A 23,719-nucleotide genomic window follows, 5' to 3' on the forward strand; every position below is an offset into this window, starting at 1 on the left:
CTTACAAGCCTCCTTTCCCGACGCTTCGCTCACCGAACAGCCCTGTCGGCTTGATCAGCAGCACCGCGATCAGGACCAAAAACGCCACTGCATCCTTGACGCCGGAACTGATCAATCCCGCCCCCAGCGATTCCATGAGCCCGAGCAGCAATCCCGCCACGGTGGCGCCGATCGGACTTCCCAATCCGCCGAAAATCGCAGCCGAAAACCCTTTTACCCCCAACAGCATGCCGACATCGTAGGACGTTACGTTTAACGGAGCGATCACAATTCCCGCCAGAGCGCCTGTTCCCGCGCTGATGGCAAATGCCAGCATCGCCATCTTCGACGGACTGACCCCCATCAGTCTCGCAGCCAGCGGATTGACCGAACAGGCTTTGATTTTCCTGCCGGTCATCGTTTTTTCCATCAGGTACCACAGCCCGGTCAAGATGATCAGCACGGACAATACAACCCACACGCTTTGCTGCGCGATGCTCACGCCTGCGAAAGAGATCGGTTCGCTGCCGGTCAACGGCTGCAGCGTGTAAGAGTCCTTTCCCCATACTTGACTCGCGATGCCCCGGATCAAGATCGACACGCCGATGGTCAAGATGATCAGGCTCAAAGGAGTCGCTTTTTTGGCGAGCCCGATAATATACTTCTGTATCAGAACACCAAGGCCCGTGACGAGCAGGATGGCCAGCGGGATCGCGGCTCCGTAGGGCACCTTCAGGCTGATGAAGGTTACGGTCAGCATGCTCCCAAGCATCAAAAATTCGCCCTGTGCCAGATTGATCACCTTGCTGACGTTGTAAATCGTCACAAAACCGACCGCGACGATCGCATACACGCCTCCGACGACCAGGCCGTTTACTATATATTGCAAAAATTCAGTCATCATATCCCCCTCCTTGTCCCTGAAGCGTTTCCGTATTTTTTTAGGGGAAAAGGGAGGCTGCAATCATGCGTTTCAGTGTCAGCCTCCAATTCCGTTGTTACATAGCGCTTACTTTGTCCGGTGCGGCCTCGAAGACGCTGCGGAAAAACCGGACGGCACCAGGATCAAGCAACGCGTAATAGTTGCGGAACAATTCATCCGCGTCCCTGCCTACCCAAAAATCGGGCAACAGCTCCTCCGGGAGGCTCGGGTCGATAAACAGGAACTTGCGGTATTCATGCACCAGTTCCGTCTTTTCCACAAAACATTCGCTGTCCGAAATCTTCCGGTTCTTCTTCACATTTTCCAGCAGCGCCTCGTATTTCGGGCGATAACGGTCGATAAAATCCTTGTAGGCGGCGTTGATTTCGTCCAGATTCCAGCACTTTTCCACCAATTGCCGGTGATTGCTGAACCCCATGTGTTCGGAAACGAAGATCTCCACACACTCGGCGATCTGGTAGGTCTCCGCAATCTCTTTCACGCGTTCCACCAAGTTATGCGGGCTGATCCAGACGCTGTTGGCAAGCATTCCGAACCCCATCCACGCCAATTCCTTGCGGAATTGATCGCGCATCGCCCGCTGTTTTTCCGGAATGTTGTAAGTGGTGATGCACCATTTACCGTCCCATTTGGCGGGCGTTTGTTTGTAAATCCGGGCGGCGGCTTCGTTTAACCGCTTTTGGCCGCGCGGAGTCAAAGAATAGTAGGAGCGGTTCCCGATTTTGCGCGATTTCAGCCACCCCTGGCTGACAATGCGGGAAATCGCCACTCGAACCGCCTGTTCGGTCATGCCGAACTCTCCCATCAGCCGGGTTAAGCTGCCAACCCAGATTTCACCCCCGTGCTGCCGCACATATTCACCGTATATGGTAAAAAGCAGCGATTGCGGTTTCAATTGATTCACTCCGTTTCCCTTTGGCGTTACCGCGGCATACATGCCAGACTGTCATATATGCTCGCCTGTCATATACAGCAAATATATATCAATTGCGGAACGGAGTGAATAAATAGCATTAGATTTTGTCGGAAAATGTTCAAAAATTCGCACCCCGAATATCTGTTAAACCTTCTCACACCCTTTGTATAATGAAATTGAAACGTATATATTAATAACTGTTACATTTCTACCAGGCCGGAACTTCGTCCGGAATGCGTCAACCGAAAGGAGACGGGTGAAATGACTGTTGCGACAAGAGTGAAAAAGCAATATCCCTGCTCGGAACACATCATTCACATTGACAGCGCTGCGGCCAAGAATTACGAGTTGGTCACCTGGCATTTTCCCAACGGACACATGGTGCAACTGATCATCCATTCCCCGGAAGACGCGGAGTTGTACGCGATGTCGCCGTCTCTGGTGCTGCCGGAGGAAGGAGAATCGGGCCAATTTTACACGGCTTCGGAAATCGAATTGTTTCTCACAAGGGTCCGCAATTCCTGATTGATGCGGATTTCCTACATCCGTTCGATAATCGTGGCAATTCCCTGTCCGACTCCGATGCACATGGTGGCCAAACCGTAACGGGCGTTTTGCCGCTCCATTTCGTTCAACAACGTTGTGAGGATCCGGGCTCCGCTGCACCCGAGGGGATGTCCGAGCGCAATCGCGCCACCGTTGACATTCACCCGTTCCATATCGAGCCCCAATTCCCTGATGCAAGCCAATGATTGGGCGGCAAACGCTTCGTTCAGTTCGATCAGGTCAATGTCTTCCATACGCAAACCGGCCAACTGCAATGCCTTGCGGGTGGCGGGAACAGGCCCGATCCCCATAACCGACGGGTCGACGCCCGCAACGGCGGAGGCCACAACGCGTGCTCTCGGTTTCAGCCCGAGCTGAACCGCCGTTTCCTGCTCCATTAACAGGAGTGCAGCCGCACCGTCGTTAACGCCTGACGAATTCCCCGCCGTAACCGTTCCCCCTTGCCGGAAAGCGGGTTTCAGCTTGGCCAATTGCTCCAGGGTCGTATCCGGGCGCGGATGTTCGTCCTGCTCAAAAATGGTGACTTCCCCTTTGCGGCCTGGCACTTCAACCGGGACAATCTCGCTTTTGAATTTGCCTTCCGCTAGCGCTTTTGCATATTTCTTCTGGCTTGCAAGGGCGAATTGATCCTGGTCCTCCCGGCTGATGCAAAACCGCTCGGCCACATTTTCAGCCGTTTCGCCCATGCTGTAGGGATAATACATATCCGCCAGCTTTGGATTGACAAACCGCCAGCCGATCGTTGTGTCAAACATCTCCAAGTTGCCGCGCGGATACGCGCTGCCCGGTTTCGCCATGACAAACGGCGCCCGCGTCATGCTTTCCGTACCGCCGCCGATATACACGTTGCCCCGCCCCGCCGCAATCGCGTTGGCGCACTGATTGACCGCCTCAAGTCCCGAACCGCACAGGCGATTCACGGTGACACCCGGTACCGTGACAGGCAGCCCCGCCAATAGGACCGACATGCGTGCCACATCCCGGTTGTCTTCCCCCGCCTGGTTGGCGCAGCCGAAGATGACGTCGTCAATCAATCCGGGATCGATGGGGTTTCGCTCCAACAGTTTGCGGATCACAACCGCTCCCAAATCGTCCGGGCGAACGTCTTTCAAAGCTCCTCCGTACCGGCCGATCGCCGTTCTCACCGCATCCACAATCACGGGTGTTCCCATACGCCATCCTCCTCATCTTCAACCGCCGGTTCCGTTTCGTACCGGTAAAAACCTTGTCCGCTGCGAATTCCCACTCTTCCCGCCAGCACCATCTTGCGCAGCAGCGGCGCGGGCCTGTACCGTTCTTCGGCGAGATCGCGATGCAGACCGCGAATGACCGAATACACCTCTTCCAGGCCGATCCGGTCGGCCCATTCCAGTGGACCGTAGGGGTAGTTGGTGCCTTTTTTCATCGCAACATCGATGTCTTCCGGGGTTGCCGTCCCTTCCATCACGGTAAAAGCCGCCTCGTTGACAATCAACGACAAGACCCGCGGAAACACCAGTCCGACTTCATCTTCCACCACAGCCGTTTTTTTCCCGAGGGAGCGAAACAAGCTTTCCGCCTGTTCCACCGTTGCAGCCGCTGTCTGCAAAGCGGGGGCGAGTTCGATCAAGCGCCTCTCCGCAAGCGGAACGAAAGTGCCAAAACCGCAAACCCGCTGCGGATGCCTCAGCCATGAGGCGACTTCGGTTGCCGTAACCGCCAAGGAAGTGGTAACGATCGGAACGTCGGGCGCCAGTGCCTGGTCGAGCCTTTGGACAACCGATTTTTTCAGGTCCAGATCAAAATTGGTCACTTCCACCGCCCATTGAATCCCTTCCCGGTGTTCTTCCAACTGTTCGTAAGACACGACCTGATAATTGTTTCGCTCGAACGTTTCTTTCAAATCCGCTTGCAGAGGGCTTCTGCCAGCCAGCAGAACCATGTTACCCGTTGTAGTCATAGAAACCCTCCCCCGACTTTCTGCCGATGGTTCCCGCCTGCACCATCCGCTGCTGAATCCGGCTCGGCCTGAACCGTCCATCGTGGAAAAAACCGGTGTAGACGGATTCGGTCACGGCAAAGTTGACATCGATGCCGATCAGGTCCTGCAGTTCAAAGGGCCCCATTTTAAAACCGCCGGCTTCCTTCAAAATCTCGTCGATTGTCTCGACGGCCGCGATCCGGTCGCCGAGGATGCGCAGCGACTCGTTGTAGTAAGGGCGTGCCACGCGGTTTACGATAAACCCCGGCGTATCGTTGGCGAGCACCGGGACCTTCCCGAGATCCTCGGCAAATCGATAGACAAATTCAACCTGTTTGGCTCCCGACTTCTTCCCGCGGATCACTTCCACCAGCGGCATGACCGGCGCCGGATTGAAAAAATGCAGCCCGAGAATCCGTTCCGGGTGAGCCAGCCCCCCCGCGATTTCCGTGATGGAAAGCGACGAGGTGTTGCTCAGCAGCAGCGCGTCCGCCCGGCAAATTTCCGTCAGGGACCGGAAAATCGATTTTTTCAAATCCAGACGTTCGGACACCGCTTCGATCACAAGATCGCAATCGGCAAAAGACTTCATGTCCCGCACCGGAGCGATCAATCGGTACGTGCTGTCTTTCTGCCGTTCGCTGAGCTTGCCCTTTTCCACATCTCTGGAAAGGGTGGAAAGCAGATAGGATTGGGCATTTTCCAAAACGGCCGGATTGGCGTCATGGATCGACACGCGGTGCCCTTTTCTTGCGCAGACGAGGGCGATCCCCGCTCCCATGGTGCCTGCTCCGACGATGCCGACATGATAAGCAGCCACAAGACTCCCCCTTTTCCTGTCAACCTATTTTCCTTTGAACACGGGAGCCCTTTTTTCAAAAAAGGCTCTTACACCTTCCCTGTGATCTTCCGTATTTCCTGCGATTTCTTGCGCAAACGCCTCATATTCCAACGCGTCTTCCAGGGTCATATGCAGTCCTCTGTACATCGCACGCTTGATCAAGCCGATCGCTTTCGTCGGAAGTTTTGCCAGTTTACGGGCGTACTCCATTACTTCGGACTCAAATGTGTCCGCCGGATACACCTTGTTGACGAGGCCGATCCGGTAAGCTTCGTCCGCCGGCACTTTATCGCCGGTAAACGCCAGTTCCAACGCTTTGCCGATTCCGACAATTCGCGGCAGGAAATAACATCCGCCGGAGTCCGGCACCAATCCGATGTTCACAAACACATTGGCAAAAGAAGCTTTTTCGGAAGCAAGCCGCAGATCGCTCGCCAGCGCCAGGCTCATCCCGGCTCCCGCGGCAACCCCGTTGACGGCGGCAATGACCGGTTTTTCCATCGACTGCATCTGCAGAATCACCGGGTTGTACCGTTTACGAAGGAACTCTCCGAAATCCACTTCCCCTGCCTGCACTTCCCCCAGATCCTGCCCCGCGTTAAACGCTTTCCCGGCGCCGGTCAGCACGACGCAGCGGACGTTTTCGTCTTTGTCGACGCGCTTCAGGGCGTCCAGGAGCTCCTTGTGCATCTGTTCGGTGAAAGCGTTGAATTTGTCCGGTCGGTTCAGTGTAATCTTCGCAACGCCATCGACCGCTTCATACAAGATGGTCTCGTACATGTTGACACCCCCCTACCGTCCCGTAAAATGCGGTTTGCGTTTTTCGACAAAGGCTCTCATCCCTTCCGCCTTGTCCTCGGTGGCAAACAGCAGATAGAAACAGTTGCGCTCATACTCCATGCCTTCGTCGAGCGGATTGTCGATGGCTTTCAGCACCGATTTTTTGATCAGCCGAACGGCAACCGGGGGTTGAGCGGCGATTTTCTTGGCGAGTTTCAAAGCTTCCCGGAAGTGCGCCCCAACCGGAACCACTTTGTTGACGAGACCCCAGGCAAAGGCTTCGTCGGCCGAAATCGGTTCGCCGGTCAAGAGCATTTCCATCGCCTTGACTTTTCCCACCGTTTTGGTCAACCGCTGGGTTCCGCCAGCGCCCGGCATTACGCCCAGCTTCACTTCCGGCTGCCCGATCCTCGCAGTTTCGGAAGCGATCACGATGTCGCAATTCATCATCAATTCACAGCCGCCTCCGAGAACAAATCCGCTGACCGCCGCGATGATCGGCTTGGAGATCTTGGCGATCCGGTCCCATACGGCAAACTGGTCTTTCAGCAGCATCGGGATGGCAGCCTCATCCGCCATTTCGGCAATATCGGCTCCCGCTGCAAACGCTTTCTCGTTTCCGGTGAGAAGGATCACCCGGATCGCATCGTCCCGGTCCATGCGTTCCATCTCTGCCACGATTTCATCCACCATTTGCAGGTTTAACGCGTTCAAAACCTCGGGACGGTTCAGAGTCAAAATGCCAACTGATTGGTCGACCGATACTCTGATAAACTGATAGTCCATCCGATTCCCCCACTTTCGGCTCCAGCCTCATTTGCCGCTCAACACTTTGTTCCGGTTGTCGACAATGCGGATCGCTTTTCCTTCGCTGCGGGGGATCGTATTCGGTTCGTTCACCTTCAGCAGCACGGTTACCCCCAACGTGTTTTTCATCGCGTGGCCGATCTCTTTCATTAACCGGGCCACTCCGCTGTGCTGGAGGTCCGCAACTTCCCGCATAAACTCCGGCGTCAGCTCGCAGTGCACTTCAAACCGGTCCAACGCGCCTTCCCGTTCAACGACCACCTGATAGTGCGGGGCCAACTGTTTGAAACTCAGCAGAACCGACTCGATTTCCGTCGGGAACACGTTCACTCCGCGAATAATCAGCATATCGTCGACCCGCCCCTTGATCCGCGACATGCGGAGGGTGGTGCGTCCGCACTTGCACTTCTCCGGGTTCAGGGAAGCGATGTCCCCCGTGCGGTAACGGATGACCGGAAACGCTTCCTTAGTCAGGGAGGTAAAGACGAGTTCCCCCTCTTCTCCGTACGGCAGCACTTCACCCGTGTCCGGATTGACAATTTCCGCCAAAAAGTGGTCTTCCGCGATATGCAAGCCGTCCTGTGCCTCGTAGCATTCAATCGAGACCCCGGGGCCCATCACTTCGCTCAAGCCGTAAATGTCGACCGCTTTGATGCCGAGTCTTTCCTCAAGCTGTTCGCGCATTTCCTCCGACCAGGGTTCCGCTCCGAAAATCCCGTATTCCAGCGTCGTTTGCCGCGGATCCAATCCCATCCGTTCCATCTCTTCCACAATGTTGAGGATATAGGAGGGAGTGCCCGAAATGCCGCGCGGCTTGAAATCCTGAATCAAGGTGATCTGCCGGGGCGTGTTCCCGCCGGATACCGGCACCGCGACAGCCCCCAAATATTCGATCCCGTAATGAAGCCCGAGTCCTCCGGTGAACAACCCGTAACCGTACGCGTTGTGGAAAATATCGCCTGGCCGCCCGCCCGCGCAACAGATGGCTCTGGCGACGATCTCCGACCAGTTTGCGATGTCGTTTTTCGTGTATCCCACTACGGTCGGCTTGCCTTTGGTGCCGGAGGAACCGTGGATGCGGACCACTTCTTTCATATCGACCGCAAACAGGTTAAACGGATAATTTTCGCGCAAATCGGTCTTCTTCATAAACGGAAGCCGCTCTATATCCCCGAGGCTCTTGATGTCTTCCGGTTTGACTCCCGCTTTGTCAAACGCTTGCTTGTGAAAAGGTACATTGCGGTATGCCCGCGCAACGACTTCTTTCAGCCTTTCCAGTTGAAGTTTTTGCATTTGCTCGCGGGACATGGTTTCCATTTCCACATTAAAGATCATTTTGCTGGTGGCCCCCCTTTTCCAAAACTTGTTGTCACTCGCCGAGGAATACCGGCTTTCTCTTTTCGCGAAACGCTTCCAGCGCTTCGATCCGATCCTTTGTCGGGATGATCACTTCATACGCTTTCGTTTCCAGATCCAGCCCGCTTTGCAGATCGGAACTGTACCCCCTGTCGATCGCGTATTTCGCTTGGTACACGGCCAACGGAGCGTTGGCAAGAATCTCGTCGGCCAAACTTCGGCACATCTCCTCCAAATGTTGTTGATGCACCGCCACACCGTTGAGAATCCCGTACTCCAGCGCTTCTTGCGCCGTAATTTTGCGGGCGGTAAGGATCAATTCCTTCGCTTTCGAAGGACCGATCAACCGCGGCAGACGCTGCGTGCCGCCCGCGCCGGGAATGATCCCCAGGCTTACCTCGGTCAATCCCAGCTTCGCTTCCCGCACGGCAAACCTGAAATCGCAGGCCAAGGCCAGCTCGAATCCTCCGCCGAACGCGTATCCGTTGATCGCCGCAATCGTCGGCTGCGGGAGCCGCTCCAACGCGGAAAATAGGTCCCTGATTTTCCGCACGTTACGCCGCACCTGCTGCTCGTTCAGCGTCCTGCGCTCCTTCAAATCCGCTCCGGCGCAAAACGCCTTGCCGGAGGCGCTGACGATCACCACCCGCGTTCCCTTGATGTCTTGCTGCAATTCCTCGAGAATCTCGCCAAGCCTTACCAGCGTCGGATAATCCAGCGCGTTCAGTTCATCGGGCCGGTTTAACTTGACGATCCCCAAATATCCGTGTCGTTCCAACAGCACATTGTCTCTTTCCATACGAGTTCCCTCAAAATCCAGATAATTTGCCGATCGTTGTTTTTGCCAATCTATAATCTATTGTGATTGTCCGGGCTTGACGTGGGCGTAGGTTCCCAGCGCAACTGCCACCAACTCGCCATCGCCAGTCATGATGCGGGCTTCCATGACAATCAGCCTGGAGCCCCGTTTCAGAACCTTCGATTCCGCAATCAACAGGTCGCCTCGCGCCGGGGCGAGATAACTCACTTTGCTTTCCACCGTTACACATTGCTGGACCCCGTCGATATGGGGGGCCGCCCCGTGTCCCATGGCGACATCCGCCAGTGTGCTGGTGACCCCGCCGTGCACCACACCCTCAATGCTGTTGTAAAATTCGGGGCGAATTTTCAATACGGCGGTACACCCTTTGTCATCCGCGCGTTGGATCTCGATGCCCAAATAGTGATTAAATCGGTTTTTGGTCTCATAGTTTGCCACGCTGCAACCGGTATTGTTCATCGTACACCTCCCCCGTCCGATTGGACGGAATCCTTTTCGACCGTCCGGTCGATCGGAACAAAGTATTCGTTTTTCCGGTAGGCCAGCGCATCAAGTATCGCAACGGGTCCCTGTTCGTTTTCGACGCGAATCCGGTACCAGGAGATCCGGTTTGTGCGATTTTCTTCCACCGCCGTCGCCCGTAGCCGGGTTCCTTTCTTGCTGGCGGCAAGGTACCCGATATTCATCGACAGGGCGACTGAAGTCTTTCCGTAAGAATTGCTGGCCACGGCAAAAACAAAATCGGCCAGAGCGAAGATCACGGCACCGTGAGTCGTCCCGTGGGCATTCAACATGTCGTCGGTCACTTCCAGTTCCGCGGTCGCCCTCCCTTCGCCGACTTCCACCAGCTTCATTCCAAGAAACCGGGCAAACGGGTCCTGTCTCAGTTTCTCGCAAATTTGCTCGTAATATTGTTTGTGAATTGCCGCGTCATCAAGCTGTGTCTGCATGGAACCACCTACACGACTTCCGCAAAATGCATCGTCACCAATTTGCCGGCAAACCCCATCAAATCTTTGCCCGCCGCGCGGCCTTCCGGGGACGACAAGGCGTTTGCCAACGCTTCTCTGTTCTCAAAGTACATTTCGGCGATCAGGTGAAGATCGCTCTCTCCCATCGGGGTCCCGTAGATTTTATTGACTTCCAGCTTTAAAAGACCCGGCATCTTTTCGGCCAGCGGAGCATGTGTATTGTAGTAATGCCGGTCGAATTCCTCCACGTTCTCCGGTTTGCGGTAGATTGCTACCAATTTGACCATCTCGATTCCTCCCGATTGGATGATGACAACGTGAAGTCAGTTAAAGATAAAAATATAACAGAAAAAAGTATAACGTTATTATCACGTTGTCTTTGTAATCAGTATAATATCGAACTTATTTTTGAGTCAATGTATTTTTCTGTCATTTCAGAAGAGTGGCGTAAATAAAATAACAGCCGCAGGTGAAGGCACACCTACGGCCTGTATCATGCATAAGGGAAGAAATTCACGATGAGCTTGCTCCCTTGAACTTATCAACGCTTTCTTTTAAACTCTCCGACATTTTCTTTAAGGATTCGAGCACGTTTACAAAATCCTCAATACTCGCGGTCTGTTCCTCGGAAGCGGCCGAAACGTTTTGCAGATTTCCCGCCACATTTTGCGAGAGGGTCGTGATTTTTCCGAAGGATTCGTTGATGTTCAGAATCCCTTTGTTGATGCCTTCAATTTTTTCCGCAAACTGCTTGATCTCTTCCGTGATATTTTGCACCGAATTGGATATGTCCATAAAGGAATCTCCCGCTTTGTTCACCAAGGCCATCCCGTCCTGTACGGCACTGATGCTGTCTTTCGTGGAAGATACCGCAATGTTTGCATTTTTTTGAATCTCTTTGACGATCGCCTGAATCTTGGTTGCCGCATTGGACGATTGATCCGCCAATTTTCTCACTTCCCCAGCGACCACCGCGAACCCACGGCCCGCTTCCCCCGCTCTCGCAGCCTCAATCGACGCGTTTAAAGCAAGCAAGTTTGTTTGTTCCGCAAATTCGTTAATCAATGCCACCATGTCTTGAATTTCGTTTGACTGCCTCTCCAGAAGGTTGATAATCGCAAAAGCTTCATCCGCTTTCCTGTTGATGAATTCCATTTGTCTGATGGTGTCTTTCACGACTTTATTGCCGTTACCCGCCCTCCTGCTTGCTTCATTGGATTCTGTTTCGATTTCTTTGATTTGCGTGGTGATCTCCTTCGTCTTTTTGGAGATTTGTTCCACGTCGTTTAACGATTCCAAAGCATGTGCCGCTTGTTCACCCGATGCATTTGCCACTTCCTGAATATTTTTGGACACGAAATTGGCCGCGCTTTCGATTTCCTTCGACGTGACGGCAATTTGTTCCGCGGTTGTCTTGACAAGCAATGCATGGTGATTTATACTTTGAATCATATTCTTGATCTGTGCCACCATTTCGTTTATGTCGTTTGTCAATCTTCCGATTTCGTCGTTTGCTTTTGCAACAGGCGGTTTAGCCGTCAGATCGCCCCGTGTCACCTTTCTTGAAAACTCGCTTAACGCTTGTAACGGTTTGATGGTAAACCGCACATAAGCGATTAAAACGACCCCTCCCGCCAAAAGAGAAATTGCCACTATCAGCAAAGTAAAGCCGATCAAATCCCAAGTTCGTTTCTTAACGATTTCTTCTTTAAAATCGATCGCATTCAAGGCGATGATCTCAGCCTTTGTGTCCCCGTTCTTGTAAATGGGCGCGTATCCGGTTAACCGTTTCTCCCCGTTCAAAACATACACTTCGGAAAAAGCAGGGTGTCTCATGGTTTGAATTTCTTCCACCGCATGTTTGTCTATGTAGTGGTTGTCACCCGCCTTAAAGCCCGCTTTCTTCATGTTGTCGTCAACCGCCAACAACTTGCCACTGAGATCGATCACGTATTGTGCGTCAAAGATTCTCTTTTGATGTGTGGTCCAGTTTAACTGGGTTTCTGTTTTTTCAAGACTGCGCTGGTTTCCGGTTTTCAATTCTTCGATTTCGTTCGGGTTCAGCAATCCCAAGGTGATGTTGGCACATCCGAACAACTCGACACCCGCCGCCTCCTTCACCTTGTTGTAACTGTAGGTGTACCCCAGCGTCGCAATCAAAGCGACCGTCAGCAGGATGGAGGCCGCAATGATCGCCCCGATCTTTGTGGCAACTCCAAAATGATTAAATTTGTTTAACATCAAAATCCCTCCCCCGCATAAGTGTTTTCGGTCAGATTTTATGACGCCCGTATTCCGGGCTTATTCTTTTCCCGCCAATCGACTAACCTCCTCCACGACACGCTTTCCCTCAAAGGGCTTAACCAGAAACCCCTTTGCGCCAGACCGAACCGCTTCCATCACCATTGCCTGTTGTCCCATCGCCGAGCACATCACAATTTGGGCCGCAGGATCGATTGCAATGATGGCCTGTACCGCTTCGATCCCATTCATGTCCGGCATGGTGATATCCATTGTCACAACATCCGGCCGAACCAGCTTATACTTTTCCACCGCGTCTCTCCCGTTTACTGCCTCGATGACTTCAAAACCTGCTTCACTGAGAATTTTCCCAAGCATCGTACGCATAAATGCGGCGTCGTCAACAACTAGCACTTTCTTGGCCATAGTACACCCCTTCAATTCTCTTCCAAAATAAGGACGATATTCATGCCGCCGATTTCGTTGATCCGCAGCGGAACAATGGCAGCCCTGCGAAAACCCGCCAGTTTCGCTGCGCCTACCATGACCGTAGGCGGTGTGATGTCAAGCGAGACCCCTTGCTCCGCCAGATAAGTTGACATGTTGCCTGCAATCATGTTTCCGATTTCTCCTACAAAGGATTCCAGCATCTCCCTGTCCAGAACCATTCCGTACATGGTTTCTCCCAATCTCCGAAACATTTCTGTGCGCCCTTCGATTACAAGCCGTCCCCGGATACTCCCGGTCAGGCCGATCAGGACTCCGAGTTCCGGTTGGAATATGGAGCCTTCCGCGATCTGCAGCGCATCTCTTTCAAACGGGAGGGGCAAAACGGTCTTTGCCGCCGTCAAGGTTCCATTCAAAACCTCTGGCAATTCGATATGGAGCGACATAACAAATCCCCCTCAACTCAATTAATTTTTCAATGTGCCCGTTCCAAATCCGACAACAACCGATCCAGGTTTTCCACAACCTGCTGCGACGCTTGCTCCAGTTCAAGCAGGCGCTTTTCCGCTTCCGCACGGTTGTCCTCGCGGATCAGCCGGTAAATTTCCGCCGCCAGCCGGTGCACCTGTTGGTGCGGTTCCTCGATGGCGCGGAAAGAAGCAAGGGAGGACAAGGTTGCCCGGTTCCGGGCCTGGTCATACCATCGGCCTAACCGGCAGTGGTGATGATCGACGAGTTGTTTTTCATCGACCACATGGTAGCCTAGCATCATGTTGTACAGCCACCACTTCCACAGGAGATGTTCCGTTTTGGCGATACGCACCAACTGGTGGTCGTGCAGTCTGGCAATCTGTTGAACGAGAGCGAGGCGCAGGCGGTTGACCTTGACACTGGTCTGATAGATTTGCTCTCCCATTGTATCCACTTGTTCTTTCGCGTGGAACGTGTCATCCAGCACGTGGCTGATGCGCCTGGTGATTTCTTCGGTGGCTGCCGCCTGTTCCTCGGTGTTGGCGGCAATGTTGCTGGTAAATCCGCTCGTTTGTTCGACTTTGCCAACAATTTCTCCCAACTTTTGCATGGCATCCTGCGACTGCTCCACCCGGACACGGAGTTCGTTCACAACCTGGTCGGTGAGATCCCGAACCAACTGGGATTCCCGTTGCACCTGCTCAATCATGGCCGTAATTTGGTGGATCGATTGTTTGGTTTGGTCGGCAAGCGACCGCACCTCCGCGGCAACAACGGAAAATCCCCGGCCGTGTTCCCCCGCCCGCGCCGCTTCGATCGCGGCGTTTAGCGCTAACAAGTTCGTCTGCTCGGCGATGTTGCGGATGAAGTCGGCCACTTGGGAGATCTTCTCCGTTGCGGCCGACAATGAATCCACTTTCTCCTGCATGGTCGCAAACAAATCGCCAAGTGACAGGATCCCGCGCAGGGATTCTTCAATCTCCCGCCGACCGGTGACAACATCCTGGACGGCATGGTCGGAATAATCGGCCACCTGGACGGCGTAATCGGCCACCTCTTTGACGGAGGCGGACAATTGCTGGGCCGCAGCGCTGATTCCTTCCGCATTGGCGGCGGTGTTTTGGACGGTTTCCAGCACTTTCTTCAGAGAGTCGATATTCAATATCAGTTCCGTCACACCCGAGACGCTCTCAATGTGCCTGTAATTGTTCTCGTCTTCATAAGCCTCCATAACGAGTTGCATATCCATGGTAATCACTTTCAGGAATGACAACAGAACGTCAGCCAAATGTTTTGGATGTTTCGCATATTTATGGACAAGAACGGGGACGAGATACTCGTACAGTCTGACATAGGACCCGAGATACCATTCAGCCGACAGTTGAATCCGACTGTGCATTTTGCCGATGCTTAGGCGGCTGTCGATAAATGGCAGGTCAATTTGCTCAATGGTGCAGAGCGACTGAAAATAGCGGATGAATGTTTGCGTCAGGCGGTCCCGATTGCTGTGCTGGTCTATGATGCTTTGCAACCGCGGAAAGCGTTCAATCATGTCATAATGACGCTCCGCTATTTTTCTGAGTATTCCATCCATTACATCCTTGATGTCTCTCATGTTTTCAAGGTCTCGTTGAAACAATTGCAAGAACCGCAGTTTTTCCTTCATCCGCTCGGTCGTTTCGATGTCGGGTTCCCCAATCGGTTGAACTTCGTTCAACTCTCTGTTTCCCTGTAAAAGTTTCAGCATGACGGCCTTCCCCTTGCCTGGATGTTCTTCAAGGCAAAAAAACGAACAATATCCAAAGATATTGGCCGGTTGCGCTACTCGCTCCCAACTGTCCAAGCGCCCAATTCCGGACAGTTTTTCATCGCTTCCAAATTTTAAAGTTCTCAATCACATTATCACCATATCGTCAAATTGGCGACTCGTCAATACCCCAATTGCGATCAACGCGTACTGAAAAGCGCAGTTGTTGCAAATTCAAAAGTTCTTTTTGCTGTCCAGCAAAAGTGTCACCGGGCCGTCGTTGACCAGTTCGACAGCCATCATCGCCCCGAAAACGCCGGTTTCCACGCGTGCTCCCAGCGCACGGAGCCGGTCGTTAAAATATTCATAGAGTTTGTGGGCATCATCCGGTTTCGCCGCTTCCATAAAATTCGGCCTGCGCCCTTTGCGGCAATCGCCGTACAATGTAAACTGGGAAACGGAGAGAATGGCGCCGCCCACTTCCAGCAAGGACAGATTCATTTTTTCCGCCGCGTCTTCAAAGATGCGCAAACCGACGACTTTATCGGCCAGATAATCGGCGTCCCGTTCCCTGTCCTCATGGGTTATGCCCACAAGCAGCACCAAGCCCCGCCCGATTTCACCCGTAACTTGTCCATCTACCAGAACGCGTCCCCTCGACGCTCGCTGTACCACAACTCTCATGAATAACCCCTGTCAACAATGAATTCGTTTTTACTGCATAATCCGCCTTACCGTGTAAATATCCTTGATCCGCTTGATCCGCTCGACCACCGTATGCAGGTGGTCCACGTTACGAATATTGATTTGCAGGTGGATCGTCGCGATTTTCCGTTTGTCGGCGCGGGCCTGAACGGCCGTAATCTCTGTTTTTGTTTCCGCGATTGCGTTCATGACTTCAATCGTCAGTCCCTGGCGGTCAAGGCCGGTCACCTCGATGTCGACATGATAGGCGATCGCGGGCGAGCTTTCCCACTCCACCTCAAGAAACCGCTTCTCTTCCTCGTTATCGGTCTTGATGTTGGGGCAATCCGCCCGGTGAACGGAAACTCCCCTTCCGCGCGTGACATAGCCGACAATCTCATCCCCCGGCACCGGATTGCAACAGCGGGAGAAACGGATCAACAGATTGTCGACGCCTTTGACCCGAACGCCAAGTCCGCCCTTCCGCTGCTGTTTCTGGCCTTCCCGAATCTCCGGCAGCATCCGCATCTGATCCGGATTGTCCTTTTTCACTTTTTCCAGCAGCCGCGTCATGACCTGATGGGGGGACACAGCCCCGTACCCGATTGCCGCCAAAAGGTCGTCCTCTTTGGTGAAATTAAACTTTGTCATCACCTCGGACAAATTTTTGTCCGTCAAGACGTCGGACGCATCCAACCCGTTTTTCTTGATTTCCTTCTCAAGAAGTTCCCTGCCTTTGAGGATATTCTCCTCCCGCTTTTCCTTCTTGAACCACGCCCGGATTTTGGTTTTCGCGTTCGGGGATTTTACGATCTTCAACCAGTCGCGGCTGGGGCCGAACGATGTCTTCGAGGTCAAAATTTCGACGATATCGCCCGTTTGCAGCTTGTAGTCCAGCGGCACAATTCTGCCGTTGACTTTAGCGCCGATCGTGCGATTGCCGATGTCGGTATGGATCCGGTATGCAAAATCGATCGGCACCGAACCCCTCGGCAGCGAAATGACCGCTCCTTTTGGCGTGAAGACAAAAACCTCGTCGGCAAACAGGTCGATCTTCAGCGTTTCCATAAATTCCTTCGCGTCTTTCAGATCCTGCTGCCACTCCAGGATCTCCCGGAACCAGCCCATTTTCTGGGCCAACGACATATCCTGAACACCTTTTCTGCCTTCTTTGTACAGCCAGTGGGCGGCAATCCCGTACTCGGCTGTGCGGTGCATCTCCCATGTCCGGATCTGGATTTCGAGGGGCTCGCCGCGCGGCCCGATCACCGTCGTATGAAGGCTTTGATACATGTTGGGTTTTGGCATAGCGATATAATCCTTGAACCGTCCCGGCATCGGCTTCCATAATGTATGCACGATGCCGAGAATCGCGTAGCAGTCTTTGATCGAATCGACGATCACGCGGACAGCCAGCAGGTCATAGATTTCGTTGAACTGCTTGTTCTGGGTCATCATTTTCCGGTAGATGCTGTAAATGTGTTTGGCCCGGCCGTTCACTTCCGCTTTGATATCGATTTCCCGCAATTTGTTCTTCAGGGTTTCGATGACTTCCTGAATGTATGCTTCCCGTTCCTTGCGTTTCTTGGCCATCAGGTTGACAATCCGGTAATACTGCTGCGGATTCATGTAGCGCAGCGCCGTGTCTTCCAGTTCAAACTTGATTTTGGAGATCCCAAGGCGATGGGCAAGCGGTGCAAAAATCTCCAGCGTCTCGGCGGCAATCCGCTGCTGTTTTTCCGGCGGCAGATGGCGTAGCGTGCGCATGTTGTGAAGCCTGTCCGCCAGCTTGATCAAAATCACGCGCATGTCCTTCGCCATGGCGAGAAACATCTTGCGCAGATTCTCCGCCTGCTGCTCTTCTTTCGACAGATATTTCAGGCGCCCGAGTTTGGTGACGCCGTCCACCAGATCCCGAACTTCCGTTCCAAATTCGGCGGTCAACTGTTCTTCCGTTACCGTCGTGTCCTCCACCACATCATGCAGAAGCGCTGCCGCAAGCGTGACCGCATCCATCTCCATATCCGCCAAAATCTCCGCGACGGCGATCGGATGGTTGATATAGTCTTCACCGGAGCAGCGTTGTTGTCCCATATGAGCCTTGTTCGCAAACTCGTAAGCACGACGCACGAATTGCACGTCTTCCGGAGTGCCGTAACGAGCGACTTTTTCATAAAGACGCCCGATGCCCACTGGAACCACCTTCTCCTGATCAATATTGGACAAGCGAGAAGACATCATAGCCCTTCAATTTCTCCCTACCAGCCAAATAAGTTAATTCGATCATGAATGCGATACCGGCCACAATGCCGCCCAACTCTTCCACAAGCTTAACGGCGGAAGCAACCGTTCCCCCCGTAGCCAGCAGGTCATCCGCGATGACGACGCGTTGTCCCGGCTGAATCGCGTCCCGATGGATCTCTAACTGGTCTTTTCCATATTCAAGCTCATACGAAACGGATACGGTTTCACCCGGGAGTTTGCCGGATTTGCGGATCGGTACAAACCCGAGTCCCAGCGCATAGGCAAGCGGAGACGCCAAGACAAATCCACGCGCTTCCGGCCCCACGATCAGTTCCGCGTTTTGCTTTCCGGCAAAATCAGCCATCCGGTCGATCGCATACTTAAACGCTTCACCGTCCTGCAGTACCGGCGTGATATCTTTAAACCGGATCCCCGGCTCTGGAAAATCGGGAATCACGCGAATTCTCTCTTTTACATTCATGCCCCCTGAACCCCTTCCGATTTGGAGGTCAGCAACCGCAGAACGCCGGTCACCGCCTGTTCGCTGGACGTATCGATTAACGCGGCAATCGCGCGGGCGTAAGACTCGACCCGCGCCTGCCGCTTTCGGTACAATTCGGATTCTGTCAACGCTCGTTTATCCGTCCCCTTATTCACATGATACGTGTTCCCGTCCCGAACTGCAAACCCCAATTCGACAAAAACCGATAAGGCCAGATCCGCTGCGTCATGATAGGCCGGCTGCAGCCGTCTTCGAATGTCCGACTCTTGGCAGGAACCGGACTCCTGCAAGATTTTGTAGATTTCGGCAAAAAATTTCCGGTCCGGCAGCATGTATTTCTTTCTCGCTTCAAACCGGTTCTTGTCGGCTGGCCCGTGCAGCAGGTACAAGCGGTACGTTCCGGCGAGTTTCTGCAGCGCTGTCTCGTATTGGTTCAAAGAGACCGGAAGATCATACACCACCACATCTCCGCCAAGAAAATCCGGTGCTTGTCCGTTAACGCTCCCTGCACCGGCTGCAAATTCCAGGCTCAAATCACCCATTTCGTCCACCGTGTACACCCGATGCGAATGCGGTTCCTGCCAGGGATAAGGTGCAAGCGCCCGCTTGACTTCCGCCAGCGATTCCTCATGAAAACAAATCACCGTCAGATCTTTTTCCGCTGCCTGTTCTTCCAGCCAGCGGGTCTTGTCGGCCACATGCCGGCAATCGAACACCTGGATGGCGTTGGGCCGCCAATCATCAAGGATGATTTGCAGGCTTTTTCGCCCGCTCCATTCATTGATCGCAAGCTCCCCAGCCAGATCCAGACGCTGCCACTGAGCGACAAAAGCCGCTTCCGCCCCCCGGTGAAACGCGATACCTCCGAGCCTGGCAGCCCCCTTGGCCACCTGCAGCTGCAGATGGGCACCCTCCTGCCCGACGGGGCGACACCGCTCGAGAGCCAACCCGTTTAACTGGAAGCGCGGGCTCGGATTCCCGAATCCAAAAGGCGCAAGCTGCCCGACAGTTTCGACAAACTCCAGATCGACTTCCAACAAGTCCAGTTCCGCGTCGATGTCCAGCTTCGGGATCAAATCCTCCGGGGTCAGCACCTCCTGCGCAATGCGGTTCAGCCGGCGCCGCAACTCCCCGATTTCAGACGCCCCGATCGAAAATCCGGCCGCCATCTTATGCCCGCCAAAGTGTTCGAACAACTCCCGGCAAGCGTTCATGGCGTCGTACAAATGGAAGCCGTCGATGCTCCGGGCCGAGCCTTTACCCACACCTTCGTTGACCGAAATCATCAGGACCGGCCGGTAGTACCGCTCGACCAGGCGCGACGCGACAATTCCGATCACACCCGCGTTCCATCCTTCTTTTGCGATGACGAGCACCCGGTCTTCCAGCCATTCCGGATGCGCCTCCACTTCCCGCACCGCTTCTTCGAACATTTCAGCGCTGATCTCCTGCCGCTCCCGATTGCGCTGGTCCAAAAAATCGGCCAGTTCCCGCGCACGGTTCTCATCCTCGGCAACAAACAGCTCCACCGCGTATATGGCGGAGTCCAGACGGCCGGCTGCGTTGATTCTCGGGCCAAAGGCGAATCCGATATGCCCCGCGTTGATCTCTTTGCCGGCCAAGCCGCTGACTTCGATCAACGCTTGGATGCCCGGTCGCGGATTGCGGTTGATCCGCTCAAGCCCGTATATTGCAAACAGCCGGTTCTCATCGACAAGCGGCGCCAGATCGGCTACCGTTCCGAGCGCCGCCAAATCGAGAAACTCCTCGGGCAGTTCTCCGAACAACGCTTGTGCCACTTTAAACGCGACTCCGACCCCGGCAAGCATCTTATCGGGATAGCGGCAGCCGGGTTGTTTGGGATTCAAAATCGCATAAGCGTCAGGCAGCACTTCGGGCGGTGTATGATGGTCCGTCACGATGAGGTCGAGTCCCAATTCTTTGGCAAGACGCGCTTCTTCGATGGCCGCGATGCCGTTGTCCACCGTGATGACAAGTTGAAACCCCCGTTCTTTGGCCTGCGCCAAAGCCGGTCCGTTGAGGCCGTACCCCTCTTCGAAACGGTCAGGTATGTAAGATTCCACCCGCGCCCCCAGTTTCTTTAACGCAAGGAACATGAGGCTGGTGGAAGTCGCACCGTCGGCGTCATAGTCTCCATAGACCATGATGCGTTCCCGCGAATCGACCGCCCGGCGGATGCGGGCGACCGCTTTGTCCATGTCTTTCATTAAAAACGGATCGTAAAACCCGGACCGGTCCGGGTTGAGAAACCGCTTCGCCGCTTCCGCATCGGTCAGTCCGCGGCGAATCAGCATGCCGGCGATCACCGGGGGCAGCCCCAGTTGCCTCGCCAATTGTTCCGCCAACACCGGGTCGGTCTCCGCCAGAAGCCACCGTTTTTCTTGTTTCATGAACGCATTCCCTCTCAAGTCGGTTATTTTTTTATCATAATTAAAATTCGCCAAGGAGGACAAGTGCTGCGGGGATAAAAAATTTTAGTGGCAGGAGCTTCGGAACCTTTATCGAGAATGAGGATGTTGGATAATGGCGGTAGGGGGATGGTATAATCTAGATGGTATAATCTATGAGTAAGAATAGAGGTGATAACCATGAGTGTTCCTGATCAATCGAGGCGTTACACCTACGAAGATTGGAAACAGTGGGAAGGTCGTTGGGAACTAATTGGCGGAAAAGCGTACAATATGACACCCGCTCCCTCATCAAATCATCAGTTTGCTGTTGGAGAACTGTTTTTTGCATTGCGAACATTCTTCCAAAACAAAAACTGTTTGGTATTTACGGCTCCATTCGATGTATATTTTAGCGCAAACGAAGATTACGAAAAACCCGATGACATTACTCAACCTGATATTGCTGTAGTTTGCAACAAAAATCAAATTGTTTCAAAGGGGTGTTACGGAACACCAACGATGATCGTCGAGGTGTTATCTCCATCCACCGCACTAAAAGACTACAACGAAAAATTCTATACGTACCAGCGCTATGGCGTGAAAGAATATTGGATTGTTGACACCGAAAATAAAATAATTCATGTTTACAACTTAAAGGATGGAATTTACTCCGAGCGTGTCACTTATGGAGAGGAAGATATACTGAAATCCGGAATTTTTGGCGATTTTGCTATTCCTTTACAATCAGTATTTGCTTTGTAGCGCATCGGACGGATGTGCTTTTGACTCAAGTTAGCGTCGAGCGTCCAAAAGCAAAGACTGGCAAAGCCTGTTGGGCCTTGCCGGTTTTCCGCATTGTTTTATGCCCCTTTCAAGTTACCCCTTCAAACTTCTCGCACGCCAGGTCACCCAAAGCTGGGAGGCGATGAAAATCGAGGACATGCCCCCGATGATCAAGCCGATCAGAAGCGCAAGGGAGAAATTGCGAATCGCGTGCCCGCCGAGAAGCCACAGGGAACCAGCCGCAAAAATCACGGTGAGGATCGTGTTGATGGAGCGGTTCATCGTCTCCCACAGCGATTCGTTCACCAGATTCTCCAGATCGCTTCTGGTTTTGACTTTTCCGTATTTCATCTTCTCGCGGATGCGGTCGAAAATCACGATCGTGTCGTGGATGCTGTATCCGACGATCGTCAGGACCGCCGCGATAAACGGCAGATCAATCTCGACTTGCAGCAACGCAAAGATCGAGACGACCAGCAGCACCACTTGCAACAGCGACACCACACCCGAAATTGCGAAACGATATTCAAACCGGATCGCCATGTACAGGATAATTCCGACGGAAGCCGCCATTAACGCCCAGAAAGCCTTTTGCGACATTTCCTTGGCAACCAGCGGATCCACCGATACGATTTCCGGATCTTGTGCGTTCGGGTATTTTTCTTTCAGCGCCTTTTTGATTGCCGCTTCCTGATCCGGATTGATCTTCTCCGCCAACCGGACGACAGCGACTTCTCCCTGGTTTCCGGCAGAAGTGACATTGGCTCCCTTAAGCCCCAACTGCTCAAACAATTTTGCCACTTCGGAACCGGAAAAACCGGAACCGAGCTGCACCTGCACCCGGGTACCCGCTTTAAAGTCGGTCCCGAGATTCAAACCCATCGTCAGCATTGCGACAATACCCGCAATTGACAAAATCAGCGAGACCAAAAAAAACCATTTCCGTTTCCGAACGATATCAAATTTTTTCATTTCGCTTCACTCTCCTTCCGGGCTCCAAACCACCACGGGTTTTTCACCAGATTCGAGCGCACAAGCAGCATCAGCATCCAACGGGACAGGAGAACTGCGGTCAAGAACGTCGCCAATATGGAGATCATGTGGGCAACGGCAAACCCACGAACCTGCCCGGACCCGAACCAGAACATGATGGCGCCAGCAATCAGGGAAGTGGTGTTCGCGTCAATAATCGTCGGCATCGAGCGTTTCTGCCCCATAATGACCGAAGACAGCAGGGTCTTGCCGGAACGGAATTCGTCTTTGATCCGTTCGTAAGTGATGATGTTCACGTCGACCGCCATCCCGACCCCCAGGATCAAGGCGGCAAGGCCCGGGAGGGTCAACACGATGTCCATGCCTCTGAACACTGCAATCAGCAGGTACATGTACATCAAGAGGGCAATGTTTGCGATCAATCCCGGCAAACGATAGAAAACGATCATAAACACGAAGATCAAGACAAAAGCGACTCCCGCCGCGTACATGGTTTTCTCAAGGGCGGCCTGCCCCAGCGTCGCGCCGACCGACATCGAAGACAGCTCCTTGATCGGATACGGCAGCGCTCCCGCGTTGAGCAGGTTGGCCAACTCGGTCGCTTCTTTGGCGTCCCGCAGACCCGTGATCTGGGCGGTTCCGGTCGAAATGACACTTTGAATCGTCGGCTTCGACAACTGCCTGTTGTTGAGGTAAATTCCCATCGGCTGGCCCAAATATTGGGTGGTTACATCCTGCAATTTCTTGGGTTCTTTAAATTCAACCGCCACGACAATCTGCCCCGTTTGCGGATCCTGTTGGAACCGCGCGTTCGGCTTCAGATCAGCTCCCGTCAGGAGCACCGTTTTGTCGTCGGGTGCCCGAAATTCCAATTTTGCGGGTTCGCCGAGAATCCGTTTGGCTTCCTCCTGGTTTTCCACTCCGGCCAACTGAACGCGGATCCGGTTGGTGCCTTCAATGGTGATATTCGGCTCGCGCGCGCCGATGGCGTTTACGCGGTTTTCCAGCGCGCGTTGGGTCGCGAGAACGCCTTCCCGCGTCACAGGCTGTTTCTCGGTCGGAAGCACTTCATATAAAACATCGAATCCGCCCTGCAGATCGAGTCCAAGTGGAATCCCGTTCCAAAGTTTCTTGGTGGTCGTCCCTGCAAGTCCCGCAAACAACGCCAAAACAAGCAGCAACGTCAGCAATTTACTCCACTTCATAATGGCCTCCTTAATGACTACGCAGTCAATAGATCCAGTATACGGCTTGTC

General features: G+C 53.5%; 24 protein-coding genes and 1 riboswitch. Of the genes, 2 read left to right on the forward strand and 22 right to left on the reverse strand.

Going from position 1 to position 23,719, the window contains the following annotated elements; translation table 11 throughout:
* Position 1 precedes the first annotated feature (1 nt).
* Together AC4ED1_RS07755 and paaX are read right to left on the reverse strand one after the other, a co-directional pair.
* The gene (locus tag AC4ED1_RS07755) at positions 2-880 is read right to left on the reverse strand and encodes a branched-chain amino acid ABC transporter permease (protein ID WP_490937347.1); all 879 of its coding nucleotides are present in this window, start codon (positions 878-880) and stop codon (positions 2-4) included.
* A gap of 97 nt (positions 881-977) precedes the next feature.
* Positions 978-1,817 carry a phenylacetic acid degradation operon negative regulatory protein PaaX gene (gene paaX / locus AC4ED1_RS07760; RefSeq protein WP_490937449.1) on the reverse strand — a complete coding sequence of 280 codons (840 nt, stop codon included), beginning with the start codon at positions 1,815-1,817 and terminating at the stop codon, positions 978-980.
* Between the two features lie 282 nt (positions 1,818-2,099).
* On the opposite strand from paaX, the gene AC4ED1_RS07765 reads away from it, so the two are divergent.
* Complete coding sequence (locus AC4ED1_RS07765) at positions 2,100-2,363, forward strand: hypothetical protein (protein WP_490937349.1); 264 nt, start codon at positions 2,100-2,102, stop codon at positions 2,361-2,363.
* 14 nt (positions 2,364-2,377) lie between these two features.
* Here the strand turns inward: AC4ED1_RS07765 and pcaF are convergent, their stop codons facing one another.
* The 18 genes from pcaF to recJ all read right to left on the reverse strand — a co-directional run bounded on the left by pcaF (position 2,378) and on the right by recJ (position 20,687).
* Positions 2,378-3,577, reverse strand: coding sequence for a 3-oxoadipyl-CoA thiolase (pcaF, locus tag AC4ED1_RS07770; RefSeq protein ID WP_490937351.1), 1,200 nt, complete (start codon positions 3,575-3,577; stop codon positions 2,378-2,380).
* On the reverse strand, positions 3,562-4,344 hold the full coding sequence (locus AC4ED1_RS07775; protein WP_490937353.1) for a 3-hydroxyacyl-CoA dehydrogenase family protein: 783 nt from the start codon (positions 4,342-4,344) through the stop codon (positions 3,562-3,564). The genes pcaF and AC4ED1_RS07775 overlap by 16 nt, the downstream gene beginning before the upstream one ends.
* Positions 4,328-5,185 carry a 3-hydroxyacyl-CoA dehydrogenase NAD-binding domain-containing protein gene (locus tag AC4ED1_RS07780; RefSeq protein ID WP_490937355.1) on the reverse strand — a complete coding sequence of 286 codons (858 nt, stop codon included), beginning with the start codon at positions 5,183-5,185 and terminating at the stop codon, positions 4,328-4,330. Before AC4ED1_RS07780 ends, AC4ED1_RS07775 begins: the two co-directional genes overlap by 17 nt.
* A 24-nt stretch (positions 5,186-5,209) precedes the next feature.
* Complete coding sequence (locus AC4ED1_RS07785) at positions 5,210-5,986, reverse strand: enoyl-CoA hydratase-related protein (protein ID WP_490937357.1); 777 nt, start codon at positions 5,984-5,986, stop codon at positions 5,210-5,212.
* Positions 5,987-5,998: 12 nt separating this feature from the next.
* Complete coding sequence (locus AC4ED1_RS07790; protein ID WP_490937359.1) at positions 5,999-6,772, reverse strand: enoyl-CoA hydratase-related protein; 774 nt, start codon at positions 6,770-6,772, stop codon at positions 5,999-6,001.
* Between the two features lie 27 nt (positions 6,773-6,799).
* Complete coding sequence (gene paaK, locus AC4ED1_RS07795; protein ID WP_490937361.1) at positions 6,800-8,128, reverse strand: phenylacetate--CoA ligase PaaK; 1,329 nt, start codon at positions 8,126-8,128, stop codon at positions 6,800-6,802.
* A gap of 34 nt (positions 8,129-8,162) precedes the next feature.
* On the reverse strand, positions 8,163-8,948 hold the full coding sequence (locus AC4ED1_RS07800) for an enoyl-CoA hydratase-related protein (RefSeq protein ID WP_490937363.1): 786 nt from the start codon (positions 8,946-8,948) through the stop codon (positions 8,163-8,165).
* 57 nt (positions 8,949-9,005) lie between these two features.
* The gene (locus tag AC4ED1_RS07805) at positions 9,006-9,428 is read right to left on the reverse strand and encodes a PaaI family thioesterase (RefSeq protein WP_490937365.1); all 423 of its coding nucleotides are present in this window, start codon (positions 9,426-9,428) and stop codon (positions 9,006-9,008) included.
* The gene (locus tag AC4ED1_RS07810) at positions 9,425-9,919 is read right to left on the reverse strand and encodes a PaaI family thioesterase (protein WP_490937366.1); all 495 of its coding nucleotides are present in this window, start codon (positions 9,917-9,919) and stop codon (positions 9,425-9,427) included. The genes AC4ED1_RS07805 and AC4ED1_RS07810 overlap by 4 nt, the downstream gene beginning before the upstream one ends.
* 8 nt (positions 9,920-9,927) lie before the next feature.
* Positions 9,928-10,227 (reverse strand): EthD family reductase, encoded by a 300-nt coding sequence (locus AC4ED1_RS07815; RefSeq protein ID WP_490937367.1) that lies wholly within the window; start codon positions 10,225-10,227, stop codon positions 9,928-9,930.
* A gap of 226 nt (positions 10,228-10,453) precedes the next feature.
* Positions 10,454-12,181 (reverse strand): methyl-accepting chemotaxis protein, encoded by a 1,728-nt coding sequence (locus AC4ED1_RS07820; protein WP_490937368.1) that lies wholly within the window; start codon positions 12,179-12,181, stop codon positions 10,454-10,456.
* Between the two features lie 60 nt (positions 12,182-12,241).
* Positions 12,242-12,607, reverse strand: a complete 366-nt coding sequence (locus AC4ED1_RS07825; RefSeq protein ID WP_490937369.1) for a response regulator — start codon at positions 12,605-12,607, stop codon at positions 12,242-12,244.
* Between the two features lie 11 nt (positions 12,608-12,618).
* Positions 12,619-13,074 (reverse strand): chemotaxis protein CheX, encoded by a 456-nt coding sequence (locus AC4ED1_RS07830; RefSeq protein ID WP_490937370.1) that lies wholly within the window; start codon positions 13,072-13,074, stop codon positions 12,619-12,621.
* A gap of 29 nt (positions 13,075-13,103) precedes the next feature.
* Positions 13,104-14,846, reverse strand: coding sequence for a methyl-accepting chemotaxis protein (locus AC4ED1_RS07835; protein WP_490937371.1), 1,743 nt, complete (start codon positions 14,844-14,846; stop codon positions 13,104-13,106).
* A gap of 54 nt (positions 14,847-14,900) precedes the next feature.
* A riboswitch (cyclic di-GMP riboswitch) is annotated at positions 14,901-14,984 on the reverse strand.
* Between the two features lie 96 nt (positions 14,985-15,080).
* Complete coding sequence (gene dtd / locus AC4ED1_RS07840; protein ID WP_490937372.1) at positions 15,081-15,530, reverse strand: D-aminoacyl-tRNA deacylase; 450 nt, start codon at positions 15,528-15,530, stop codon at positions 15,081-15,083.
* Between the two features lie 30 nt (positions 15,531-15,560).
* On the reverse strand, positions 15,561-17,768 hold the full coding sequence (locus AC4ED1_RS07845) for a RelA/SpoT family protein (protein WP_490937450.1): 2,208 nt from the start codon (positions 17,766-17,768) through the stop codon (positions 15,561-15,563).
* Positions 17,743-18,255 (reverse strand): adenine phosphoribosyltransferase, encoded by a 513-nt coding sequence (locus tag AC4ED1_RS07850; RefSeq protein WP_490937373.1) that lies wholly within the window; start codon positions 18,253-18,255, stop codon positions 17,743-17,745. The genes AC4ED1_RS07845 and AC4ED1_RS07850 overlap by 26 nt, the downstream gene beginning before the upstream one ends.
* Positions 18,252-20,687, reverse strand: coding sequence for a single-stranded-DNA-specific exonuclease RecJ (recJ, locus tag AC4ED1_RS07855; protein WP_490937374.1), 2,436 nt, complete (start codon positions 20,685-20,687; stop codon positions 18,252-18,254). The genes AC4ED1_RS07850 and recJ overlap by 4 nt, the downstream gene beginning before the upstream one ends.
* Before the next feature lie 198 nt (positions 20,688-20,885).
* On the opposite strand from recJ, the gene AC4ED1_RS07860 reads away from it, so the two are divergent.
* A complete protein-coding gene (locus AC4ED1_RS07860; RefSeq protein ID WP_490937376.1) occupies positions 20,886-21,449 on the forward strand; it encodes a Uma2 family endonuclease in 564 nt (187 codons plus the stop codon).
* Between the two features lie 114 nt (positions 21,450-21,563).
* On the opposite strand, the gene secF is transcribed toward AC4ED1_RS07860, so the two are convergent.
* Together secF and secD are read right to left on the reverse strand one after the other, a co-directional pair.
* Complete coding sequence (gene secF / locus AC4ED1_RS07865) at positions 21,564-22,442, reverse strand: protein translocase subunit SecF (protein ID WP_490937378.1); 879 nt, start codon at positions 22,440-22,442, stop codon at positions 21,564-21,566.
* Positions 22,439-23,668, reverse strand: a complete 1,230-nt coding sequence (gene secD / locus AC4ED1_RS07870; RefSeq protein WP_490937380.1) for a protein translocase subunit SecD — start codon at positions 23,666-23,668, stop codon at positions 22,439-22,441. Before secD ends, secF begins: the two co-directional genes overlap by 4 nt.
* Positions 23,669-23,719 lie beyond the last annotated feature (51 nt).

This window comes from Effusibacillus sp. SKA8 (assembly GCF_058273125.1).

Bases quoted from the DNA above. Each gene is read 5' to 3' on its own strand.
- AC4ED1_RS07825 (WP_490937369.1), bottom strand. From the start codon at position 12,607: ATGGCCAAGAAAGTGCTAGTTGTTGACGACGCCGCATTTATGCGTACG.
- AC4ED1_RS07755 (WP_490937347.1), bottom strand. From the start codon at position 880: ATGACTGAATTTTTGCAATATATAGTAAACGGCCTGGTCGTCGGAGGC.
- AC4ED1_RS07785 (WP_490937357.1), bottom strand. From the start codon at position 5,986: ATGTACGAGACCATCTTGTATGAAGCGGTCGATGGCGTTGCGAAGATT.
- AC4ED1_RS07805 (WP_490937365.1), bottom strand. From the start codon at position 9,428: ATGAACAATACCGGTTGCAGCGTGGCAAACTATGAGACCAAAAACCGA.
- AC4ED1_RS07775 (WP_490937353.1), bottom strand. From the start codon at position 4,344: ATGACTACAACGGGTAACATGGTTCTGCTGGCTGGCAGAAGCCCTCTG.
- AC4ED1_RS07765 (WP_490937349.1), top strand. From the start codon at position 2,100: ATGACTGTTGCGACAAGAGTGAAAAAGCAATATCCCTGCTCGGAACAC.
- AC4ED1_RS07790 (WP_490937359.1), bottom strand. From the start codon at position 6,772: ATGGACTATCAGTTTATCAGAGTATCGGTCGACCAATCAGTTGGCATT.
- AC4ED1_RS07815 (WP_490937367.1), bottom strand. From the start codon at position 10,227: ATGGTCAAATTGGTAGCAATCTACCGCAAACCGGAGAACGTGGAGGAA.
- AC4ED1_RS07830 (WP_490937370.1), bottom strand. From the start codon at position 13,074: ATGTCGCTCCATATCGAATTGCCAGAGGTTTTGAATGGAACCTTGACG.
- paaK (WP_490937361.1), bottom strand. From the start codon at position 8,128: ATGATCTTTAATGTGGAAATGGAAACCATGTCCCGCGAGCAAATGCAA.
- secF (WP_490937378.1), bottom strand. From the start codon at position 22,442: ATGAAAAAATTTGATATCGTTCGGAAACGGAAATGGTTTTTTTTGGTC.
- AC4ED1_RS07810 (WP_490937366.1), bottom strand. From the start codon at position 9,919: ATGCAGACACAGCTTGATGACGCGGCAATTCACAAACAATATTACGAG.
- AC4ED1_RS07850 (WP_490937373.1), bottom strand. From the start codon at position 18,255: ATGAATGTAAAAGAGAGAATTCGCGTGATTCCCGATTTTCCAGAGCCG.
- AC4ED1_RS07835 (WP_490937371.1), bottom strand. From the start codon at position 14,846: ATGCTGAAACTTTTACAGGGAAACAGAGAGTTGAACGAAGTTCAACCG.
- AC4ED1_RS07845 (WP_490937450.1), bottom strand. From the start codon at position 17,768: ATGTCTTCTCGCTTGTCCAATATTGATCAGGAGAAGGTGGTTCCAGTG.
- dtd (WP_490937372.1), bottom strand. From the start codon at position 15,530: ATGAGAGTTGTGGTACAGCGAGCGTCGAGGGGACGCGTTCTGGTAGAT.
- pcaF (WP_490937351.1), bottom strand. From the start codon at position 3,577: ATGGGAACACCCGTGATTGTGGATGCGGTGAGAACGGCGATCGGCCGG.
- AC4ED1_RS07800 (WP_490937363.1), bottom strand. From the start codon at position 8,948: ATGGAAAGAGACAATGTGCTGTTGGAACGACACGGATATTTGGGGATC.
- AC4ED1_RS07860 (WP_490937376.1), top strand. From the start codon at position 20,886: ATGAGTGTTCCTGATCAATCGAGGCGTTACACCTACGAAGATTGGAAA.
- recJ (WP_490937374.1), bottom strand. From the start codon at position 20,687: ATGAAACAAGAAAAACGGTGGCTTCTGGCGGAGACCGACCCGGTGTTG.
- secD (WP_490937380.1), bottom strand. From the start codon at position 23,668: ATGAAGTGGAGTAAATTGCTGACGTTGCTGCTTGTTTTGGCGTTGTTT.
- AC4ED1_RS07820 (WP_490937368.1), bottom strand. From the start codon at position 12,181: ATGTTAAACAAATTTAATCATTTTGGAGTTGCCACAAAGATCGGGGCG.